Source organism: Faecalibacterium sp. AF27-11BH, assembly GCF_003603005.1.
Lineage (GTDB): Bacteria > Bacillota > Clostridia > Oscillospirales > Ruminococcaceae > Faecalibacterium > Faecalibacterium taiwanense.
Window position 1 is genome coordinate 107,220 of record NZ_QVGS01000002.1, and the last position, 18,399, is coordinate 125,618.

Annotated in this window: 28 protein-coding genes; all 28 read left to right on the forward strand. The window is 57.9% G+C overall.

Annotation, left to right across the window (positions count from 1 at the left end):
• Positions 1-100 precede the first annotated feature (100 nt).
• The 28 genes from DWY76_RS03035 to rpmD all read left to right on the forward strand — a co-directional run bounded on the left by DWY76_RS03035 (position 101) and on the right by rpmD (position 18,398).
• Positions 101-1,417, forward strand: coding sequence for an NAD(P)-dependent oxidoreductase (locus DWY76_RS03035; protein WP_120079766.1), 1,317 nt, complete (start codon positions 101-103; stop codon positions 1,415-1,417).
• 153 nt (positions 1,418-1,570) lie between these two features.
• On the forward strand, positions 1,571-3,118 hold the full coding sequence (locus DWY76_RS03040) for a DUF1538 domain-containing protein (RefSeq protein WP_120079768.1): 1,548 nt from the start codon (positions 1,571-1,573) through the stop codon (positions 3,116-3,118).
• A 12-nt stretch (positions 3,119-3,130) separates the two neighbouring features.
• Entirely contained in the window at positions 3,131-3,832 is a 702-nt protein-coding gene (locus tag DWY76_RS03045; protein ID WP_120079770.1) for a P-II family nitrogen regulator, read from the forward strand.
• Positions 3,833-3,946: 114 nt separating this feature from the next.
• A complete protein-coding gene (locus DWY76_RS03050; RefSeq protein ID WP_165852555.1) occupies positions 3,947-4,816 on the forward strand; it encodes a YitT family protein in 870 nt (289 codons plus the stop codon).
• Positions 4,817-4,924: 108 nt separating this feature from the next.
• A complete protein-coding gene (locus tag DWY76_RS03055) occupies positions 4,925-5,179 on the forward strand; it encodes a DUF1858 domain-containing protein (RefSeq protein WP_005938058.1) in 255 nt (84 codons plus the stop codon).
• A 1-nt stretch (position 5,180) separates the two neighbouring features.
• Positions 5,181-5,891: a class I SAM-dependent methyltransferase gene (locus DWY76_RS03060; protein WP_120079774.1), complete on the forward strand. Its 711-nt coding sequence runs from the start codon at positions 5,181-5,183 to the stop codon at positions 5,889-5,891.
• Between the two features lie 88 nt (positions 5,892-5,979).
• Positions 5,980-6,756 carry a Nif3-like dinuclear metal center hexameric protein gene (locus tag DWY76_RS03065; RefSeq protein ID WP_120079776.1) on the forward strand — a complete coding sequence of 259 codons (777 nt, stop codon included), beginning with the start codon at positions 5,980-5,982 and terminating at the stop codon, positions 6,754-6,756.
• A 192-nt stretch (positions 6,757-6,948) separates the two neighbouring features.
• The gene (locus DWY76_RS03070; protein WP_120079778.1) at positions 6,949-8,703 is read left to right on the forward strand and encodes an NFACT RNA binding domain-containing protein; all 1,755 of its coding nucleotides are present in this window, start codon (positions 6,949-6,951) and stop codon (positions 8,701-8,703) included.
• 890 nt (positions 8,704-9,593) lie between these two features.
• Positions 9,594-9,905, forward strand: a complete 312-nt coding sequence (gene rpsJ, locus DWY76_RS03080; RefSeq protein WP_005934923.1) for a 30S ribosomal protein S10 — start codon at positions 9,594-9,596, stop codon at positions 9,903-9,905.
• Positions 9,906-10,002: 97 nt separating this feature from the next.
• The gene (rplC, locus tag DWY76_RS03085; protein ID WP_005938036.1) at positions 10,003-10,635 is read left to right on the forward strand and encodes a 50S ribosomal protein L3; all 633 of its coding nucleotides are present in this window, start codon (positions 10,003-10,005) and stop codon (positions 10,633-10,635) included.
• Positions 10,636-10,649: 14 nt separating this feature from the next.
• Positions 10,650-11,273 carry a 50S ribosomal protein L4 gene (gene rplD, locus DWY76_RS03090; protein ID WP_005938033.1) on the forward strand — a complete coding sequence of 208 codons (624 nt, stop codon included), beginning with the start codon at positions 10,650-10,652 and terminating at the stop codon, positions 11,271-11,273.
• A complete protein-coding gene (rplW, locus tag DWY76_RS03095) occupies positions 11,273-11,569 on the forward strand; it encodes a 50S ribosomal protein L23 (RefSeq protein WP_005938030.1) in 297 nt (98 codons plus the stop codon). The genes rplD and rplW overlap by 1 nt, the downstream gene beginning before the upstream one ends.
• Positions 11,570-11,647: 78 nt before the next feature.
• The gene (gene rplB / locus DWY76_RS03100) at positions 11,648-12,478 is read left to right on the forward strand and encodes a 50S ribosomal protein L2 (RefSeq protein WP_005938027.1); all 831 of its coding nucleotides are present in this window, start codon (positions 11,648-11,650) and stop codon (positions 12,476-12,478) included.
• Positions 12,479-12,495: 17 nt separating this feature from the next.
• Positions 12,496-12,762: a 30S ribosomal protein S19 gene (rpsS, locus tag DWY76_RS03105; RefSeq protein WP_005921883.1), complete on the forward strand. Its 267-nt coding sequence runs from the start codon at positions 12,496-12,498 to the stop codon at positions 12,760-12,762.
• An 18-nt stretch (positions 12,763-12,780) separates the two neighbouring features.
• Positions 12,781-13,116 carry a 50S ribosomal protein L22 gene (gene rplV, locus DWY76_RS03110; protein WP_005921882.1) on the forward strand — a complete coding sequence of 112 codons (336 nt, stop codon included), beginning with the start codon at positions 12,781-12,783 and terminating at the stop codon, positions 13,114-13,116.
• A gap of 12 nt (positions 13,117-13,128) precedes the next feature.
• A complete protein-coding gene (gene rpsC, locus DWY76_RS03115; protein ID WP_005938023.1) occupies positions 13,129-13,833 on the forward strand; it encodes a 30S ribosomal protein S3 in 705 nt (234 codons plus the stop codon).
• Positions 13,833-14,273 (forward strand): 50S ribosomal protein L16, encoded by a 441-nt coding sequence (rplP, locus tag DWY76_RS03120; protein WP_005938020.1) that lies wholly within the window; start codon positions 13,833-13,835, stop codon positions 14,271-14,273. The genes rpsC and rplP overlap by 1 nt, the downstream gene beginning before the upstream one ends.
• Positions 14,263-14,448, forward strand: a complete 186-nt coding sequence (gene rpmC / locus DWY76_RS03125) for a 50S ribosomal protein L29 (RefSeq protein ID WP_005921879.1) — start codon at positions 14,263-14,265, stop codon at positions 14,446-14,448. Before rplP ends, rpmC begins: the two co-directional genes overlap by 11 nt.
• A gap of 12 nt (positions 14,449-14,460) precedes the next feature.
• The gene (rpsQ, locus tag DWY76_RS03130; protein WP_005938017.1) at positions 14,461-14,718 is read left to right on the forward strand and encodes a 30S ribosomal protein S17; all 258 of its coding nucleotides are present in this window, start codon (positions 14,461-14,463) and stop codon (positions 14,716-14,718) included.
• A gap of 41 nt (positions 14,719-14,759) precedes the next feature.
• Positions 14,760-15,128, forward strand: a complete 369-nt coding sequence (gene rplN, locus DWY76_RS03135; RefSeq protein WP_005938014.1) for a 50S ribosomal protein L14 — start codon at positions 14,760-14,762, stop codon at positions 15,126-15,128.
• A 13-nt stretch (positions 15,129-15,141) separates the two neighbouring features.
• Positions 15,142-15,456: a 50S ribosomal protein L24 gene (gene rplX / locus DWY76_RS03140; RefSeq protein WP_005934911.1), complete on the forward strand. Its 315-nt coding sequence runs from the start codon at positions 15,142-15,144 to the stop codon at positions 15,454-15,456.
• Between the two features lie 17 nt (positions 15,457-15,473).
• Positions 15,474-16,019: a 50S ribosomal protein L5 gene (rplE, locus tag DWY76_RS03145; RefSeq protein ID WP_005938011.1), complete on the forward strand. Its 546-nt coding sequence runs from the start codon at positions 15,474-15,476 to the stop codon at positions 16,017-16,019.
• A 17-nt stretch (positions 16,020-16,036) separates the two neighbouring features.
• The gene (locus DWY76_RS03150; RefSeq protein ID WP_005921866.1) at positions 16,037-16,222 is read left to right on the forward strand and encodes a type Z 30S ribosomal protein S14; all 186 of its coding nucleotides are present in this window, start codon (positions 16,037-16,039) and stop codon (positions 16,220-16,222) included.
• Between the two features lie 110 nt (positions 16,223-16,332).
• Complete coding sequence (gene rpsH / locus DWY76_RS03155) at positions 16,333-16,731, forward strand: 30S ribosomal protein S8 (RefSeq protein ID WP_005938007.1); 399 nt, start codon at positions 16,333-16,335, stop codon at positions 16,729-16,731.
• 17 nt (positions 16,732-16,748) lie between these two features.
• The gene (rplF, locus tag DWY76_RS03160; protein WP_005938003.1) at positions 16,749-17,300 is read left to right on the forward strand and encodes a 50S ribosomal protein L6; all 552 of its coding nucleotides are present in this window, start codon (positions 16,749-16,751) and stop codon (positions 17,298-17,300) included.
• Positions 17,301-17,318: 18 nt separating this feature from the next.
• On the forward strand, positions 17,319-17,678 hold the full coding sequence (gene rplR / locus DWY76_RS03165) for a 50S ribosomal protein L18 (protein ID WP_005938000.1): 360 nt from the start codon (positions 17,319-17,321) through the stop codon (positions 17,676-17,678).
• A gap of 19 nt (positions 17,679-17,697) precedes the next feature.
• Complete coding sequence (gene rpsE, locus DWY76_RS03170; RefSeq protein ID WP_005937997.1) at positions 17,698-18,198, forward strand: 30S ribosomal protein S5; 501 nt, start codon at positions 17,698-17,700, stop codon at positions 18,196-18,198.
• A gap of 14 nt (positions 18,199-18,212) precedes the next feature.
• On the forward strand, positions 18,213-18,398 hold the full coding sequence (gene rpmD, locus DWY76_RS03175; protein WP_005934904.1) for a 50S ribosomal protein L30: 186 nt from the start codon (positions 18,213-18,215) through the stop codon (positions 18,396-18,398).
• Position 18,399: the final 1 nt, after the last annotated feature.

The following is an 18,399-nucleotide window of genomic DNA, read 5'->3' on the forward strand; positions in this document are numbered from 1 at the left end:
TGTCCGGACGGTTTGTGGTGTATGATTAAAGCAATGCAATGTTGGATACAACAAAATGAGAATGGAATCAGAAAACCGCACGCAATAAGGAGGAAACTTCATGGCACTTCACGTTCTGGACGAAGCCAACCGCTGTCTGGGCTGCAAAAAGCCGCTGTGCCAGCAGGGCTGCCCCATCCACACCAACATCCCGGAGGTCATTCGGCTGCTCAAGGCAAACCAGATGGACGAAGCTGGCAGAATGCTGTTTGAGAATAACCCGCTGACCACCGTTTGTGCGTTGGTGTGCAACCACGAGAACCAGTGCGAGGGCCACTGTGTGCGCAACCGGATGCCCAGCCACGACCCGGTGCACTTCTCCATTATTGAGGACTACATTTCCACGACCTACGCCAACAAAATGACCGCCGGCCCTGCCCCCAAAAACGGCATGAAGGCGGCAGTCGTTGGCTCCGGCCCGGCGGGCCTGACCATTGCGGTGCTGCTGGCACGCTGGGGCTACGATGTGACCATCTTTGATGCCCGCGATAAGATCGGCGGCGTCATGCGCTACGGCATCCCCAACTACCGCCTGCCGGACAGCGTGCTGGACGATTTCCAGTACCGCCATCTGGAGCTGAAGGGCATCAAGGTGCGGCCCAACACCACCATCGGCAAGACCATCACCATCGATGATCTGTTCCGCGACGGCTACAAGAGCGTGTTCATCGGTGCCGGTCTGTGGAAGGCCAACGCTATGCATATCAAGGGCGAAACTTTGGGAAATGTAGCCTTTGGCATCGACTATCTGGCAAACTCCAAGGCGTTCCGTCTGGGCGATGATATTGCCGTGATCGGCGTGGGCAACTCTGCCATGGACTGCGCCCGCACCGCCATCCGCAACGGTGCCCGCCACGTCACCTGCTATGCCCGCCGCGACGAGAGCTGCATCAGTGCTTCCGAGTACGAGGTGAGCTATGCAAAGCTGGAGGGCGTGGGCTTCCGCTTCTGCAAAGCACCGGTGGAGATCCGCGAGAACGGCCTGATCTGCCGCGATACCGTCAAGGGCGAAGATGGCAGGTTCACTCAGGTGGAGGGCAGTGAGATTTTCTACCCCCACACCGGCGTGATCGTGTCGGTCAGCCAGGGCTCGGAGAGCAACCTCGTCAAGACCACTACCGGCATCGAGACCAACCAGAAGGGTCTGCTCACCGTCAGCGAGGACGGCAGCACCACCCGCGAGGGCGTATTTGCCGGCGGTGATGCCGTGATGGGCGCACGCACCGTGGTGGAGGCGGTAGCTGTGGCCAAGAAGGTGGCCGAGAGCATGGATGCCTACATGAAGAGCCTGCCTGCAGAAGAAGTGGCTGACCCCTATGCCAATATCCCGGTGTTCCAGACCCCCACCTCGGACGTGCTGGCAAAGCAGGAGATCTGACGAAATAAAGACAAACTTGGAAGAAACTGTAAAGCTTTTGCGTCTTTGCCGATCTTTGCCGCTCCGTTTGTTGACGGGGCGGCTTTTGCCTTGTATACTATTCATATACTTGTTTATGATTTGTACAAACTGGATATAAAACGGCGAAAGGCGGTGGACGCTATCCTGAAAGCATCCCTCCCGAAACTGCGGGAAAAACTATTGGAAGCGCTGCAGGCAGTGCTGCCCATTGCAGCCATCGTGCTGGTGCTCTGCTTTACCATTGCGCCGGTGTCGCCCAGCATCCTGCTGTGCTTTTTGCTGGGGGCCGCCATGATCGTGGTGGGCATCATGTTCTTCACACTGGGCGCGGAGATGAGCATGACCCCCATGGGCGAGCGCGTGGGTGCGGTGATCACCAAAAGCCGGAAGCTGCCGGTGATCTTGGGCATCGGCTTTCTGCTGGGCTTCCTCATCACCATTTCGGAGCCGGACCTGCAGGTGCTGGCAAATCAGGTGCCCTCCATCCCGAACCGCACCCTTATTTTATCGGTGGCGGCGGGCGTGGGCCTGTTTCTGGTGTTTGCCTTCCTGCGTATGCTCATTGGCATCTCGCTGCCAAAGCTGCTGGTGCTTTTCTACGGCATGATCTTTCTTCTGGCGGCGTTTGTGCCCAAGGAATTTCTTGCTGTGGCTTTTGATTCCGGCGGCGTGACCACCGGCCCCATGACGGTGCCCTTCATCATGGCACTGGGCGTGGGTGTGTCAGCTATCCGCGGCGACCGCCATGCGGCGGACGACAGCTTTGGTCTGGTGGCCATGTGCTCCATCGGCCCCATTCTGGCAGTGCTCATTCTGGGCATCGTGTTCCGCGCCTCGGACAGCACCTATATCCCGCCGGTGCTGCCGGAGGTGAGCGACTCGGTGGAGCTGTGGCAGCTGTTCCATGTCAGCCTGCCTACGTATCTGGAAGAGATCGCTGTCTCGCTGCTGCCCATCATCGTGATGTTCGGCATTTTTCAATTTGTGGCTCTGCACATGGACCGCCTGTCGCTGGGCCGCATTGCGGTGGGTCTTGCGTATACCTACGTGGGCCTTGTGCTGTTCCTCACCGGCGCAAATGTGGGCTTTATGCCCGCCGGTAATTATCTGGGTCAGGTGCTGGCCGGGCAGAGCTTCCGCTGGATCATCATTCCCATTGGAATGCTCATCGGTTACTTCATCGTCAAGGCCGAGCCGGCCGTCTATGTGCTGAACAAACAGGTGGAAGAGGTGACCGACGGTGCCATTTCGGCCAAGGCCATGGGCATGGCACTCTCGGCAGGCGTTTCCATCTCGGTGGGCCTTGCCATGGTGCGGGTGCTCACCGGCGTTTCCATCCTGTGGTTCCTCGTGCCGGGCTATGTGTTTGCCATCGGCATCTCCTTTGTGGTGCCAAAGCTGTTCACCGCCATTGCATTTGACGCGGGCGGCGTGGCATCCGGCCCCATGACGGCCACCTTCCTGCTGCCGCTGGCACAGGGTGCCTGCGTGGCCGTGGGCGGCAATATCGTCACCGACGCTTTCGGCGTGGTGGCCATGGTGGCCATGACCCCGCTCATTACGGTGCAGCTGATGGGCCTTGTGGCACAGCTGCGCACCCGCAAGGCCCGGCGGCTGCAGCCTGCGGCCATGGGTGCGGCCTTTGCCGGTCTGCCGGACGATGATATCATTGAACTGTAAGGAGGGCTCGGCATGAGTTCGTTGTTTTTGATGGTGACCATCACCGACCGCCGCTCCACCGATGCCTTTTTGCAGCTGTATGAGCAGCGCGGCGTGGATGTGAACCTGCGCACGGTGGGCAGCGGCACAGCGGTGCGGGAAACGCTGGCCACGCTGGGTCTGGAAAAGACCGAGAAGGCCGTGCTGCTGGCGGTGGTGACAGAGGATATATGGAAGGCCGTCCGGACAGACCTGCGCCGCAAAATGCGCATCGACGTGCCGGGCACCGGCATTGCATTCACGGTGCCGCTGAGCAGCATCGGCGGCAGAAGGGCGCTGATGTTCCTCACCCAGCACCAGCCGCTGACATTGAAGGAGGAGAGCACCTTGAAGGATACCCGTTACGAACTGCTGCTGGTAATCGCCAATCAGGGCCACACCGGCACCATTATGGATGCCGCCCGCGCAGCAGGTGCCGGCGGTGGCACGGTGATCCACGCCAAGGGTACCGGCATGGAAGGCGCAGCCCAGTTCCTTGGCGTGGAGCTGGTGAATGAAAAAGAGCTGGTGCTCATCGTGGCCCGCACGCCGGAAAAGAACCGCATCATGAAAGCCATCATGGACGGTGCCGGGCCAAAGGCGGGCGCGATCGTGTTCTCGCTGCCGGTGACGGATACCGCCGGTCTGCGTCTGCTGGAGGACGAAGAACCGGTGCAGGAAACCTCTGCGCAGTAAACAACAAAATGTAATTTATTCCGGGATTATTCCGCATTTATGGGCGAAACGCTTGATAAATGCGGATTTTTTCGTTATCATAGAAGAAAGAAATTCAAGAATGAGGGACAAAAGATGATAAAGCTTTCATATGAGCAGCAGATCGCATTCAATTCGCTGTCCATCATCGCGGGCAATGCACTGTATGCGCTCACGGTGGTGCTGTTTCTTGTGCCGTCAGGCCTGATCACCGGCGGTGCCACCGGCATCGCACTGGGCATCAACCGTGCATTGGGACTGCCGGTGTCCGGTGTGCTGTTCGTCATCAACATGACCATGCTTACGGTGGGCTGGGTGCTGCTGGGGCGGCGCTTTGCCATCACCACCATTGCCAGCACCGTGCTCAGCCCCCTGTTTCTGGCCCTGTGGGAGCGGGTGTTCACAGGCTTTGTGCTCACCGATGATCTGGTGCTCAACACCATTTTTGCAGGCCTCGGCGTAGGCATTTCGCTGGGCATCACCATCCGGGCAGGCGCATCCACCGGCGGCATGGACATCCCTCCGCTGGTGCTGAACAAATATTTCCACATCCCGGTGTCGGCCAGTATGCTGGTGTTCGATATGCTCATCCTTTGCATGCAGGCGGCGTTCAGCCCGCTGCAGCAGTGTCTGTACGGCATCGTGATGGTGATCGTGTATACAGTGGTGCTGGACAAGGTGCTCATCTTCGGCACTACCCGCACCGAGGTAAAGATCATCAGCCAGCACGCCGATGATATCCGCGAGGCCATCTTCACCCAGCTGGACCGCGGTGTGACCGTGCTGCATGGCGAGGGAGGCTACAGTCACGAGCCGGAGCAGGTGCTGCTGAGCATCGTGAGCAACCGCCAGCTGCCGAAGCTGGAAAAGCTGGCCCATGCCATCGACCCCACCTGCTTTATGATCGTGAGCCATGTGACCGAGGTGAGCGGGCGCGGCTTCTCGCTGGATAAGAATTACCAGTAAACGCTGAAAATCCCAGCAGATACTTGAAAAACAGTACCGGTTTAGGGTATAGTATAGAAGAACGGTAGGTGATGCCGTGATTTTACCCAACAGGAAAGGAAAACCATCATGTTTGATATTTTCAATATGCTCAAGAAGGAAGAACACAAGGACGCAAAGCAGGTGACCCGCGAGACCATCATCGGCGATATCCTGGATATGGACCAGACCACCGCTCCCTACTTCATGGAGATCGGCATGCACTGCCTGGGCTGCCCTGCATCCCGCGGCGAGAGCATCGAGGAGGCCTGTGCTGTCCACGGCGTGGACTGCGATGAGCTGATCGAGAAGCTGAACGAGCATCTGGCCGCAAAGAAGGCATAAATTGCTGCCCACACTGGATGCGCGTCTGGCTGCCGCTGCAGAGCTTGTGCGGCCGGGAGAGCCGGTGGCAGACATCGGCTGCGACCACGGCAAGCTGACGGCGGTGCTGGCGGCTTCGGGAAAATACCCGAAGGTGATCGGTGCCGACCTGCGGCCCGGCCCGCTGGCAAAGGCAGAGCAGACGCTGGAACATGCAGGCTGTAAAGACCGCGCTGAGCTTCGGCTTGGCGACGGTCTTTCTGTGCTTACGGAGAACGAAGTAGGCAGCATCGTGCTGGCGGGCGTTTCCGCCCAGACCACTTGGGAAATTTTAGAGAAAGCCCCGTGGGTGTTCACCGTGGGAGGGCCGCGGATCATCATGATCCCGGCCACCCGCCACGACGCGCTGCGCCGCTGGTTGTGGGAGCATGGCTTCTCCTTTGCAGCCGACCGCCCGGTGCAGGCGGCGGGCCGCTGGTACGCGGTGATGGCGGCGGAGTACACCGGCAGGGTGTATGCGCCCACCTTTGCCGAGTGCCTGTTTGGCAGTACGGGAGAGTGGCCCGAGGGAAAAGGCTACGCCGACTGGCAGAAGGCAAAGCTGCCCCGGATGCGCCTTGGCGTGCCGGATGGCAGCGAACTGGCGCAGGAAATCGATAGTTTATTAGCTGGCTTGCCCTCTCAGGCCGCTTCGCGTCCAGCTCTCCCAAAGGGAGAGCCTTTGGCAAAATGATGAACGCTGCATGGAATGCCAAGGCCTCTCACCATGGGAGAGGTGGCATTGCGTAAGCAATGACGGAGAGGGCGAGGATGGTGAAGATATGATAACAGTTAATCAGGTATACGAAGCAATGCAGGCCATCGCGCCGCTGGAACTGGCCGAAAGCTGGGACAATCCCGGCTTGCTGGTGGACTGCGGCGGGCAGATGCACCGGGTGCTGGCAGCACTGGACATCACCCCCGAGGTGGTGGCCGAAGCCGCCGCAAAGCAGTGTGAGATGATCGTGTCCCACCACCCGGTCATTTTTGATCCGCTCAAAAAGATCGGCCCGCAGGATGTGCCTTTCCAGCTGGTGCAGGCGGGCATTTCTGCCATCTGTATGCACACCAATCTGGATGCTGCCGAGGGCGGCGTGAACGAAGTGCTGGCAGGCATCTTTGACATGAAGAATATGGAAACCTTTGCCGAGGGCTGCGGCCGTGTGGGAGCCATTGAAGAAATCGCGGTTCCGGAGCTTGCCCGCAAGGCACAGCAGGAGCTTGCTGCGCGCTGCAACCAGCCGAAGAACGGCCCGGCGGTGCAGGTGAAGTTTGTGGATGCGGGTAAGCCGGTCAAGCGCTTGGCGGTCATCAGCGGTGCGGGCGGAAGCCTGTTTGCAGATGCCATTGCTATGGGCGCGGACTGCCTGCTGACCGGTGAAGCCAACCACCACCACGCCATCGATGCCAAGCGGCTGGGCCTTTCGCTCATTGCGGCGGGCCACTACGCCACCGAATTTCCGGTGACTGCCGCCGTGGCTGCAAAGCTGCGCGCCGCCCTGCCGGAGCTGGACGTGCTGGTGAGCACTGAAAACCGGGACCCGTATACGTATTTATAAGGGAAAGCTGCTGCTTTTTCTTGCGGCGATTTTCCGGCTGAGATGAAGATTGCCGCTGCAGCCTCTTCTGTGAAAGAGTAATTCGGCAAAGCCCGCAGGCTTGGCCGAATTACAAATACAAATAAAAATTCCGCTGATTATGGCCAAAGCGAATGCGGCGGCCATTTAAAATCGTTAAATGAGGTAAACACTATGGCATTGGATGCCGCGACACTGGCCCTTACGGCAGCAGAGCTCAAAGCAACGCTGACCGACGCCAAGATCGCAAAACTATTTGAACCCACCCGTGATGAGCTGGTGCTCACCCTGCGCACCCGCACGGATACCTATGCGCTGCTGCTTTCGGCCCGCAGCGGTTCCGCCCGCGTGTGCCTGACCGAAGAAAGCTTTGAAAACCCGGAAACGCCGCCCTCCTTCTGTATGCTGATGCGCAAGCATCTTACCGGCGGCAGGCTGCTGGACGTGCACATGGAGCCGGGAGACCGCATCGTCTATTTTGATTTTCAGTGCACCAACGAGATGGGCGACCTTGTGCGCAACACCCTGTGTGCCGAATTGATGGGCCGCTACTCCAATCTGGTTCTGGTGCAGAACGGCAAGATCATTGACGCACTCAAGCGCGTGGATTTTGAGGACAGCGATGTGCGCCAGCTGCTGCCGGGCCTGCCCTACACCACGCCGCCCAAGCCTGCAAGACCGGACTTCCTGCTGGTGAGCAGTGCGTCCATCGTGGCAGCAGCCTGCCAGAGAGATCTGCCGGTGGCAGATGCCCTCAACAAGACCGTGGCCGGTGTTGGCCCGGTGGTCTGCCGCGAAGCTGCATGGCGTGCCTTTGACGGCGAACATCTGCCCGCCAATGAGCTGACCGAGGAACAGAAGCGCAAGCTTATGGCCGCCATCGACGAGCTGAAGGAAGAGCACGCAACCGGCGGTACGCCCTGCAGCGTCACCGACCCCAGCGGCAAGCCCATCGAGTATACCTTCTTCCGTCCGCAGCAGTACGGCGAAAAATATATTATAAAGGAGTGGCCCTCCTTCAACGCCATGCTGGAGGGCTACTACGCTGAGAAGGACCGCGCGGAACGCCTGCGCACCAAAAGCAAGGAGCTGCACAAGGCGGTGCACAATATGTACGAGCGCGCCGTGCGCAAGCAGGCCGCCCGTCAGGAAGAGCTTGCTGCCAGCGGCAAGAGCGAAAAGCTGCGTCTGTACGGTGAGCTGCTCTCGGCAAACCTCTATCTGGCCCAGAAGGGCATGAAGAGCATCACCGTGCCCAACTGGTACGACGAGGGCAAAGAGGTGACCATCCCGCTGGACCTGCGGTTCACCCCCAGCCAGAACGCTCAGAACTTCTTCAAGAACTATAAAAAGAAGCAGACCGCCGCCCGGATGCTGGTGGATCTGCTGGCAGAGGGTGAAAAGGAGATTGCCTATCTGGAAACGGTACTCTACGAGGTGGAGTCGGCTTCCGGTGAGGCGGCCCTCAACGAGATCCGGGCAGAGCTGAAGAGTCAGGGCTACCTGAAATACTACAAGCAGCGGGATAAGCGCCAGAAGCCTGCAGATTTCCTGCGGTTCACTTCCACCGATGGCTTTGAGATCCTGGTGGGCCGCAACAACGCCCAGAACGACAAGCTCACCCTGCACACCGCCCGGGGCAAAGACCTGTGGTTCCATGTGCAGAAGGCCCCCGGCAGTCACGTTGTGGTCATGAGCCGGGGCGAGGAGATCCCGGACACCACCAAGCAGGAGGCCGCGGAGCTGGCAGTCATCTACTCCAGCACCTACAAGGCAGGCACCGGCGCCAAAGTGGCGGTGGACACCACCGAGGTGAAGAACATCTGGAAAGCCAGCGGTGCCAAGCCCGGCATGGTGCTGTACGAGGTGTACACCACGGTCTACATCACGCCCCGGGATGGGCTGGCGGAACAGCTGAAAAAGAAATGATCTAAATGGCCTCCGCTTTGCTCTGGCCGTCTTCAGCGGAAGAATTATTTATATTTTCGGCATACCGGAGCGTCTGCGGACGCTCCGGTATGCCATTTTCACGGGTGGGGTCGTAAAGGCGACCGGCATCTGCAGCGCCTGCTTCCTGCGGAAGCAGCAGCGCGGCAGGAAAGCAGCCTCGCCCTCTCCGTCTGCTCACTACGTTCGCATCCACCTCTCCCAAGGGGAGAGGCCTTGGTAAAGAAATGAAGTTTGCGTGGACTGCCAAGGGCTCTCCCTTTGGGAGAGCTGGCACGAAGTGACTGAGAGGGTGAGGCCGCTTCCTTTTGTATAATAGGTATAATCCGCAGCAAAACCGTCCATACTACCTCTGCAAAAGCGGGGTAGGGGAGTTTTCCACCGGCAGAAAAGCCTGCGGATTGTGCATCTTGCACAGAAAATGCGCGCTTTGACAAAACGGAGAAAATAAAAAAGAAAATTCGTTCTTTTTTCTAAAAAACACTTGCCAAATGCACGAAGGTGTGATAGAATAACTCTCGGCTGCAAAGGGCTTGTGCGATACAAGTCGTGCAGGCCAGCGATATGCGTAGATGCGGGAGGTTGTCATCCGGCGATAGCTGCGATGGGTTATTTCCGCGGAGTATGTCCGATCTTAGAACCGGGCGAAAGAATTACTGACAGCGATGGAATACGTTCCCTCGGCAGAGAAGTTACTCCTCTGCGAAACGGGCGGAACCAATGTTCGGATTTGATTTGCTAATATGTTTCCGGGAGAACTGCCATGCGGTTCACCGGTTTTTATAGTGCCAAATCGAGGAACACCCGGAACTGTGTAGAGCAATTTATCGGCTCGCCTAGGGCAAAATCAATTTTTTCAGGAGGCGTAAGCAATGGCAGTCAAAGAGAAAATCAGAATCCGTCTGCAGAGCTATGATGCTCAGCTGATCGATGCCGCAGCAGAGAAGATCGTGGAGACCGCAAAGCACACCGGTGCACGCGTGTCCGGCCCCATCCCCCTGCCCACCGATCGTGAGATCGTTACCGTTCTGCGCGCTACCCACAAGTACAAGGATAGCCGCGAGCAGTTCGAGAGCCGCACTCATAAGCGTCTGATCGACATTCTGAAGCCGTCCAACAAGACGGTCGAGGCTCTGATGAGCCTCCAGCTCCCCGCTGGCGTGGACATCGAGATCAAGCTGTAAAAGACACTCGATCAAATTCGATGCCCTCGTTTCCCGAGGGGTCATGTTGGCAGTGACGTGCGCTGCCAACCAATAACCTTTACAGGAGGAAAAGAAAATGGTTAAAGGCATTATCGGCAAGAAAGTCGGTATGACCCAGCTGTTCGACGCGAACGGCAAGGTCGTTCCCGTCACCGTCATCGAGGCTGGTCCCTGCACCGTCGTGCAGAAGAAGACCGTCGAGAGCGATGGCTACCAGGCTGTTCAGCTGGGCTTCGGCGAGGTTTCCGCCAAGAAGGTCAACAAGGCAGCTGCAGGCCACTTCAAGAAGGCAAACGTTGCCCCCAAGAAGACCCTGCGCGAGTTCCGTCTGGAAGATGTTTCCGCAATGAACGTTGGCGACGTGCTGAAGGCTGATGTCTTCGCAGAGGGCGACAAGGTGGACGTTGTGGGCGTTTCCAAGGGCAAGGGCTACCAGGGCGTTATCAAGCGCTACGGTCAGCACCGTCTGCGTGAGAGCCACGGCACCGGTCCTGTTGCTCGTCATGCAGGTTCTAACGGTTCCACTTCTACCCCTGCTCGCGTGTTCCCCGGCAAGCGCCTGCCCGGCCACATGGGCTTTGTGCGCGTCACCGTGCAGAACCTGACTGTTGTCAAGGTTGACACCGAGAACAATCTGATCGCTGTCAAGGGTGCGGTCCCCGGTTCCAAGGGCACCATCATCACTCTGGCCAACAGCGTGAAGGCGTAAGGAGGAAAGCTACAATGGCAAAGTTTAACGTAGTCGATATGAACGGTCAGCATGTTAGCGAGATCGAGCTTTCCGACGCCGTGTTCGGTATCACCCCGAACGAGAAGGCTGTCCACATTGCTGTGGTGAACTTCCTGGCCAACCAGCGTCAGGGCACCCAGAACACCAAGATCCGCATGGAAGTTTCCGGCGGCGGCAAGAAGCCCTGGCGTCAGAAGGGCACCGGCCACGCTCGTCAGGGTTCCATCCGTGCACCGCAGTGGACTCACGGCGGCGTCGCTCTGGGCCCCAAGCCCCGCAGCTACAACTACCACATCAACAACAAGGTCAAGCGCCTGGCTCTGCTGAGCGTTCTGTCCGACAAGGCTGCCAATGGCAACATGGTCGTTGTTGACAAGTTCGCTTGCGATGAGTACAAGACCAAGACCGTGGTTGCAATGCTGAACGCTGTTGGCGCCGGCAAGAAGAACCTGCTGGTCAATGAGACTGTCGATGCAAAGTTCGTCAAGAGCGCTGGCAACATTGCCGGTGTGAAGACCACCTTCGCAGGCAGCGTGAACACCTACGATGTGCTGAACGCCGACAAGCTGATCATCAGCGTCGACGCAGCTAAGAAGCTCGAGGAGGTGCTTGGCTAATGAAAACCGCACATGATATCATCCTGAAGCCGGTCATTACCGAGAACTCCATGGCTGGCATCGCTGACAAGAAGTACACCTTCAAGGTCGCTACCGATGCTACCAAGGTCGAGATCGCTCAGGCCGTTGAGGTCCTGTTCCCGGGCGCTAAGGTCGCAAAGGTCAACACCATCTCTGTGCGCGGCCGTTTCCGCCGCCAGGGCATGCACGCCGGTTACACCGCTGCATCCAAGAAGGCTATCGTGACCCTGACCAAGGACTCCAAGGAGATCGAGTTCTTCAACAGCATGGTCTAAGCCGAACCCGCCGAGGGTTCCTCTATGGGGATATGACCCCGATAATAATTCATAAGATAAACAAAGGAGAATAGCACTATGGCTATCAAGAAGTATGGCCCCACTACTCCGGGCCGCCGCGGCATGACCGTCACGGATTACAGCGTCCTGTCTAAGGTCGCTCCCGAGCGCAGCCTGCTGGAGCCCATGAAGAAGCACAGCGGCCGCAACAACACCGGCCGCATCACCGTCCGTCATCAGGGCGGCGGCAACCGCACCAAGTATCGTGTCATCGACTTCAAGCGTCAGAAGACCGATATGCCCGCTACCGTCAAGACTCTCGAGTACGATCCGAACCGCAGCGCATTCATCGCTCTGGTCGAGTACACCGATGGCGTCAAGAGCTACATCATTGCTCCCGATGGCCTGAAGGTGGGCGATGTGGTCATCAGCAGCAAGTCTGCCGACATCAAGCCCGGCAACTGCCTGCCCTTCGAGAACATCCCCGTCGGTACCATCATCCACAACATCGAGCTGTATCCCGGCCGCGGCGCTCAGCTGGTTCGTTCCGCTGGCAACATGGCTCAGCTGATGGCTAAGGAGAATGGCTACGCTCTGGTTCGTCTGCCCTCCGGTGAGATGCGCAACGTGCCCGTGAACTGCACCGCAGTCATCGGTCAGGTTTCCAACATCGACCACGAGAACGTCAACCTGGGCAAGGCTGGCCGCAAGCGCCACATGGGCGTCCGTCCCGGCAGCCGTGGTACCGTCATGAACCCCTGCGACCATCCCCACGGTGGTGGCGAGGGCCGCGCACCTGTTGGTCACTCCGGTCCTATGACTCCCTGGGGCAAGCCCGCTCTGGGTCTCAAGACTCGCAAGCATCATAAGCGCTCCGATAAGCTGATCGTGAAGCGTGCAGGTAAGTAAGAGAGGAGTTTAAGACAATGGGTAGAAGCATTAAAAAAGGACCTTTCGTCCAGGCTGCTCTTATGAAGCACGTTGAAGCGATGAACGCTTCCGGCAAGAAGCAGGTCATCAAGACCTGGAGCCGCGCCTCCACGATCTTCCCCGAATTCGTTGGTCACACCTTTGCCGTTCACGACGGCCGCAAGCATGTGCCTGTGTATGTGACTGAGGACATGGTTGGCCACAAGCTGGGTGAGTTCGTTCCCACCCGTACCTTCAAGGGCCACACTGGTAATTCTAAGTAATAGAGGGAGGAACACAACATGGAAGCTCGGGCAATTCTTCGTTATGCCCGCATTAGTCCTCGTAAGGTGTCTATCGTTATGGATCTGATCCGTAACAAGCCCCTGGACGAAGCGCTGGCAATCCTGCAGTACACCCCGAAGGCAGCTTGTGAGCCCCTTCTGAAGCTGGTGAAGTCTGCAGCCGCTAATGCGGAAAACAACTTCAATATGGACAAGAACAACCTCTACGTCGCCGAGTGCTACGTCTGCCCCGGCCCGACGCTGAAGCGCATGATGCCTCGTGCACAGGGCCGCGGCTACCGCATCCTGAAGCGCACCAGCCACATGACCGTTGTTCTGAAAGAGAAAGAGTAAGGAGGGAAAACAATGGGCCAGAAAGTAAATCCGCACGGCATTCGTGTCGGCGTTATTAAAGACTGGGACAGCCGCTGGTTTGCCTCCAAGAAGGATTTCAGCGATAACCTCGTCGAGGACCACAAGATCCGCACTGAGCTGAAGGCTCAGCTGAAGGATGCTGGTGTGCCCAAGATCGAGATCGAGCGTACTGTGGACCCGTCCACTTCCGCTCCTCGCGTAACTGTCAACATCTACTGCGCTAAGCCCGGCATGGTCATCGGCAAGGGCGGCGAAGAGCGCGTTGCTCTGCAGAACAAGCTGACCAAGGAGTATGGCAAGACTGTCATCGTCAACGTCATCGAGGTCAAGAGCGCTGCTACCAACGCTCAGCTGGTTGCTGAGGATATCGCTCGTCAGCTGGAGAACCGCGTGACCTTCCGCCGTGCCATGAAGCAGTGCATGCGCAATGCCATGAGCCCCCGCGATCGCGCAACCGTTCCCGCAAAGGGCATCAAGGCAATGTGCTCCGGCCGTCTGGGCGGCGCTGATATCGCTCGTACCGAGAGCTATCACGAGGGCACCATCCCCCTGCAGACCCTGCGTGCTGACATTGACTACGGCTTTGCAGAGGCTGCTACCACCTACGGCCGCATCGGCGTCAAGGTGTGGGTCTACAAGGGCGAAGTCCTGAAGAGCGCTAAGACCGCTCAGAAGAAGGAAGGAGGCAACAAGTAATGTTACTGCCTAAGCGTGTTAAGTACCGCCGCGTCCAGCGCGGCCGCATGACCGGTAAGGCTACCCGCGGCAACGTGGTGTGCCAGGGCCAGTACGGCCTTGTTGCTCTGGAGCCGGCATGGATCTCTTCCACCCAGATCGAGGCTGCTCGTGTTGCCATGACTCGTTACATCAAGCGTGGCGGCAAGGTGTGGATCAAGATCTTCCCCGATAAGCCCGTGACTGAAAAGCCCGCTGAGACCCGCATGGGTTCCGGTAAAGGCTCTCCCGAATACTGGGTCGCTGTTGTGAAGCCCGGCCGCGTTCTGTTCGAGCTGGCAGATGTCGATGAGGCAACTGCTCGTGAGGCACTGCGCCTGGCTATGCACAAGCTGCCCATCAAGTGCAAATTTGTTGTCCGTGAGGACTCCGTGAAGGAGGATGGCACCAATGAAGGCTAATGAACTCCGCGAAATGCAGACCGCAGAGCTGACCAGCAAGCTGGCAGACCTGAAGGCCGAGCTGTTTAACCTGCGCTTCCAGCATGCCATCAACCAGCTGGAGAACCCCGGCCGCATCGAAGCAGTCAAGAAGGACATCGCCCGCGTGATGACCGTTCTGGCTGAGAAGCAGTAAGGAGGTTAAACGATGGAAGAACGTAATCTGAGAAAGACCCGCGTCGGCGTCGTCGTGTCCGACAAGATGGATAAGACCATCGTGGTTGCCGTTAAGGATAGCGTGCAGCACCCCCTGTACAAGAAGATCCTGAAGCGTACCGCCAAGTTCAAGGCTCGTGATGAGCAGAACGAGTGCGGCATCGGTGACCGTGTTGAGATCATGGAGTGCCGCCCCCTGTCCAAGGATGTGCGCTGGCGCCTGGTCCGTATCGTTGAGAAGGCAAAGTAATTTGCCCGCTGCTTTGAACAGTTTGAAAGGAGATATCTGATATGGTTCAGATGCAAACTTATCTCAAAGTTGCCGACAACACCGGTGCCAAGGAGCTGATGTGCTTCCGCGTGCTGGGCGGCACCCGCAAGAGATACGCAAACATTGGTGACGTCGTGGTCTGCTCTGTCAAGAAGGCAGCCCCCGGCGGCTCCGTTAAGAAGGGCGACGTTGTGAAGGCTGTCATCGTGCGCAGCAAGCATGGCGTCCGCCGCGACGACGGCTCCTACATCCGTTTCGATGAGAACGCCGCCGTTATCGTTATGGCCGACAAGAGCCCCAAGGGTACCCGTATCTTTGGACCCGTTGCTCGCGAGCTGCGTGATGCCGGCTACACCAAGATCCTGAGCCTGGCTCCGGAATCGCTGTAAGGAGGTTTTAAAAATGAATAATCTTCATGTTAAAACCGGCGACAACGTTATGATCATCAGCGGCAAGGACAAGGGCCACACTGGTAAGGTCCTGCAGGTCAGCCCCTCTGAGAACAAGGTCATCGTTGAGGGCCAGAACATGGTTACCAAGCACGTCAAGCCTCGTCGTCAGGGCGAGCAGGGCGGCATCGTCAAGGCTGAGGGTGCTATGTACGCATCCAAGGTCATGCCCATCTGCCCCAAGTGCGGCAAGGCCGTGCGTGTGGGCCACGTCGAGAAGGACGGCAAGATGGTTCGCGTCTGCAAGAAGTGCGGCGCTGAGCTGTAAGAAAGGAGTAAGGAACAATGGCTCGTTTGAAAGAACAGTATGTCAATGAAATTGCTCCTGCTCTGAACTCCAAGTTCGGTTACAAGAGCGTTATGCAGATCCCCAAGCTGGACAAGGTCGTCATCAACGTTGCCTGCGGCGAAGCCAAGGACAACGAGAAGATCCTGGAAGCTGTCATGAAGGATCTGGGCCAGATCACTGGCCAGAAGGCAGTTGTGTGCCGTGCCAAGAAGAGCGTTGCTAACTTCAAGCTGCGCCAGGGCACTCCCATCGGCTGCAAGGTCACCCTGCGCGGTGAGCGTATGTATGAGTTCGTCGATCGCTTCTTCAACATCGCACTGCCCCGTGTCCGCGACTTCCGCGGCATCAACGGCAACGGTTTTGACGGCCGCGGCAACTTTGCATGCGGCATCAAGGAGCAGATCATCTTCCCCGAGATCGACTTCGAGAAGGTCGATGCAGTCCGCGGCATGGATGTCTGCTTTGTCACCACTGCCAAGACTGACGAAGAGGGCAAGGAGCTGCTGAAGGCTCTGGGCGCTCCGTTCGCAGAGAACAACTAAGGGAGGAGATTTCTACAATGGCTAAACTGTCTATGAAGCTGAAGCAGTCTCGTCCTGCTAAGTTCTCTACCCGTGCATACACCCGCTGCCGCATCTGCGGCCGTCCCCACTCCGTGCTGCGCAAGTACGGCGTGTGCCGTGTGTGCTTCCGTGAGCTGGCCTACAAGGGCGAGATCCCGGGCGTGAAGAAGGCTTCCTGGTAATCAAGCCAGAGGGCCGGATAATTTGTCGGATATCCGCCCCGGGGCAACGATGTTTCGGGGCGGTATCATTATAAAACAAACGAGAGCTAATCTAAGGAGGTTAGTGGCAAATGCAGATTACTGATCCTATCGCGGACCTGCTGACTCGCATCCGCAACGCTAGCACTGCCAAACACCCTTCTGTGGAGATCCCCGCTTCCAACATGAAGAAGGCTATCTGCCAGATTCTGGTTGACGAGGGCTACATCAAGGGCATGCAGGTCAAGAACGACACCGTTCAGGGCACCATCGTTGTCACCCTGAAGTATCAGGCTAACGGCGAGCCCGTTATCGCTGGTCTGCGCCGCGTGTCCAAGCCCGGCCTGCGCATCTACACCAACTGCGAGGATATGCCCAAGGTCATGAAGGGCCTGGGCACCGCAATCATTTCCACCTCTAAGGGCATCATGACTGATAAGGCTGCACGTGCTGCACACGTCGGCGGCGAAGTCCTGGCCTACGTGTGGTAAGAAAGGGGTAAAAGACAATGTCGAGAATTGGAAGAAAACCCATCGTCATTCCTGCCGGCGTTACTGTCACTGTCGATGAGGCAGCACATCACGTCGCCGTCAAGGGCCCCAAGGGCAGCCTGAATTCCAACTATCATCCCCTGATGACCGTCAAGGTCGAGGGCAATGAAGTTCTGGTTACCCGCCCCAATGACGAACCCCAGGCCCGCAGCCTGCACGGCCTGACCCGTACCAACATCGCCAACATGGTGAACGGTGTTGTGAACGGCTACGAGAAGAAGCTGGAGATCGTGGGCGTTGGTCTGCGCTGCCAGAAGCAGGGCTCCAACCTGGTCATGAACCTGGGCTTCTCTCATCAGGTGAACATTCCTGATACTGAGGACTGCACCATCGTGTGGCAGGATCCCAACCACTTCACCGTTACCGGTATTGACAAGCAGAAGGTCGGCCAGTATGCTGCCGAGATCCGCGCCAAGAAGCCGCCTGAGCCTTACAAGGGCAAGGGCATTCGCTACGAGGGCGAGGTTGTCAAGCACAAAGAAGGCAAGGCCGGCAAGGGCAAGAAATAAGGTAAGGAGTGAAAGACAATGGTTAAGCAGATCGACAAGAACGAAGCTCGTCTTCGTCGTCATCGCCGTGTTCGTAACAAGATCAGCGGCACCGCAGCACGTCCTCGCCTGGATGTTTTCCGCTCCGCCAAGCACATTTACGCTCAGATCATCGATGATGAGCAGGGCGTGACTCTGGTGTCGGCTTCTACTATGGACAAGGACTTCAACGGCAACGGCGGCAACGTCGAGGCCGCTGCTGAGATCGGCAAGAAGATCGCAGCAAAGGCTCTGGAAAAGGGCATCACCGAGGTCGTGTTCGACCGTGGTGGCTACGTTTATCATGGCCGTGTTAAGGCCCTGGCTGATGGCGCCCGTGAGGGCGGCCTGAAGCTGTAATGAGAGGAGGAAACACATTATGGCTATGAGAAACCGTGAAGACGACGGCATGATCACCAAGGTTGTCTCCATCAACCGCGTTTCCAAGACTGTCAAGGGCGGCCGCATCATGAAGTTTGCCGCTCTGGTTGTCGTGGGCGACGGCAAGGGCACCATTGGTTACGGCATCGGCAAGTCCGGCGAAGTGCCTGAGGCAATCCGCAAGGGCGAAGCTGCTGCTAAGAAGAACATGCACAAGGTTGCCCTGAAGGGCACCACCATCCCCCACGAGATCGTCGGCAAGTACGGCGCAGGCGCCGTTCTGCTCAAGCCGGCTGCACCTGGTACCGGTATGATCGCCGGCGGCCCTGTGCGTGCCGTCATTGAGGCTGCTGGCATCAAGGACATCCGTGCGAAGTCTATGCGTTCCAACAACCCCATCAACGTTGTTTCTGCTACCTTCGCAGGTCTGTGCGGCCTGGTCAGCGCTGAGTCTGTCGCTGAGAAGCGCGGCAAGACCGTGAAAGAAATTCTGGGTTAAGGAGGTAACAAACCATGGCAGATAAGATGCTCAAGATCGAGCTGAAGAAGAGCCTGATTGGCCGCGGCGCTAAGCAGATCGCTACCGCTGAGGCTCTGGGCCTGAAGAAGCCGGGCGACGTTACCGTTCAGCCTGACAATGCCGCTACGCAGGGCAAGATCGCAAAGATCGGCTTTATGCTCAGCGTCACCGAAGCCTAAT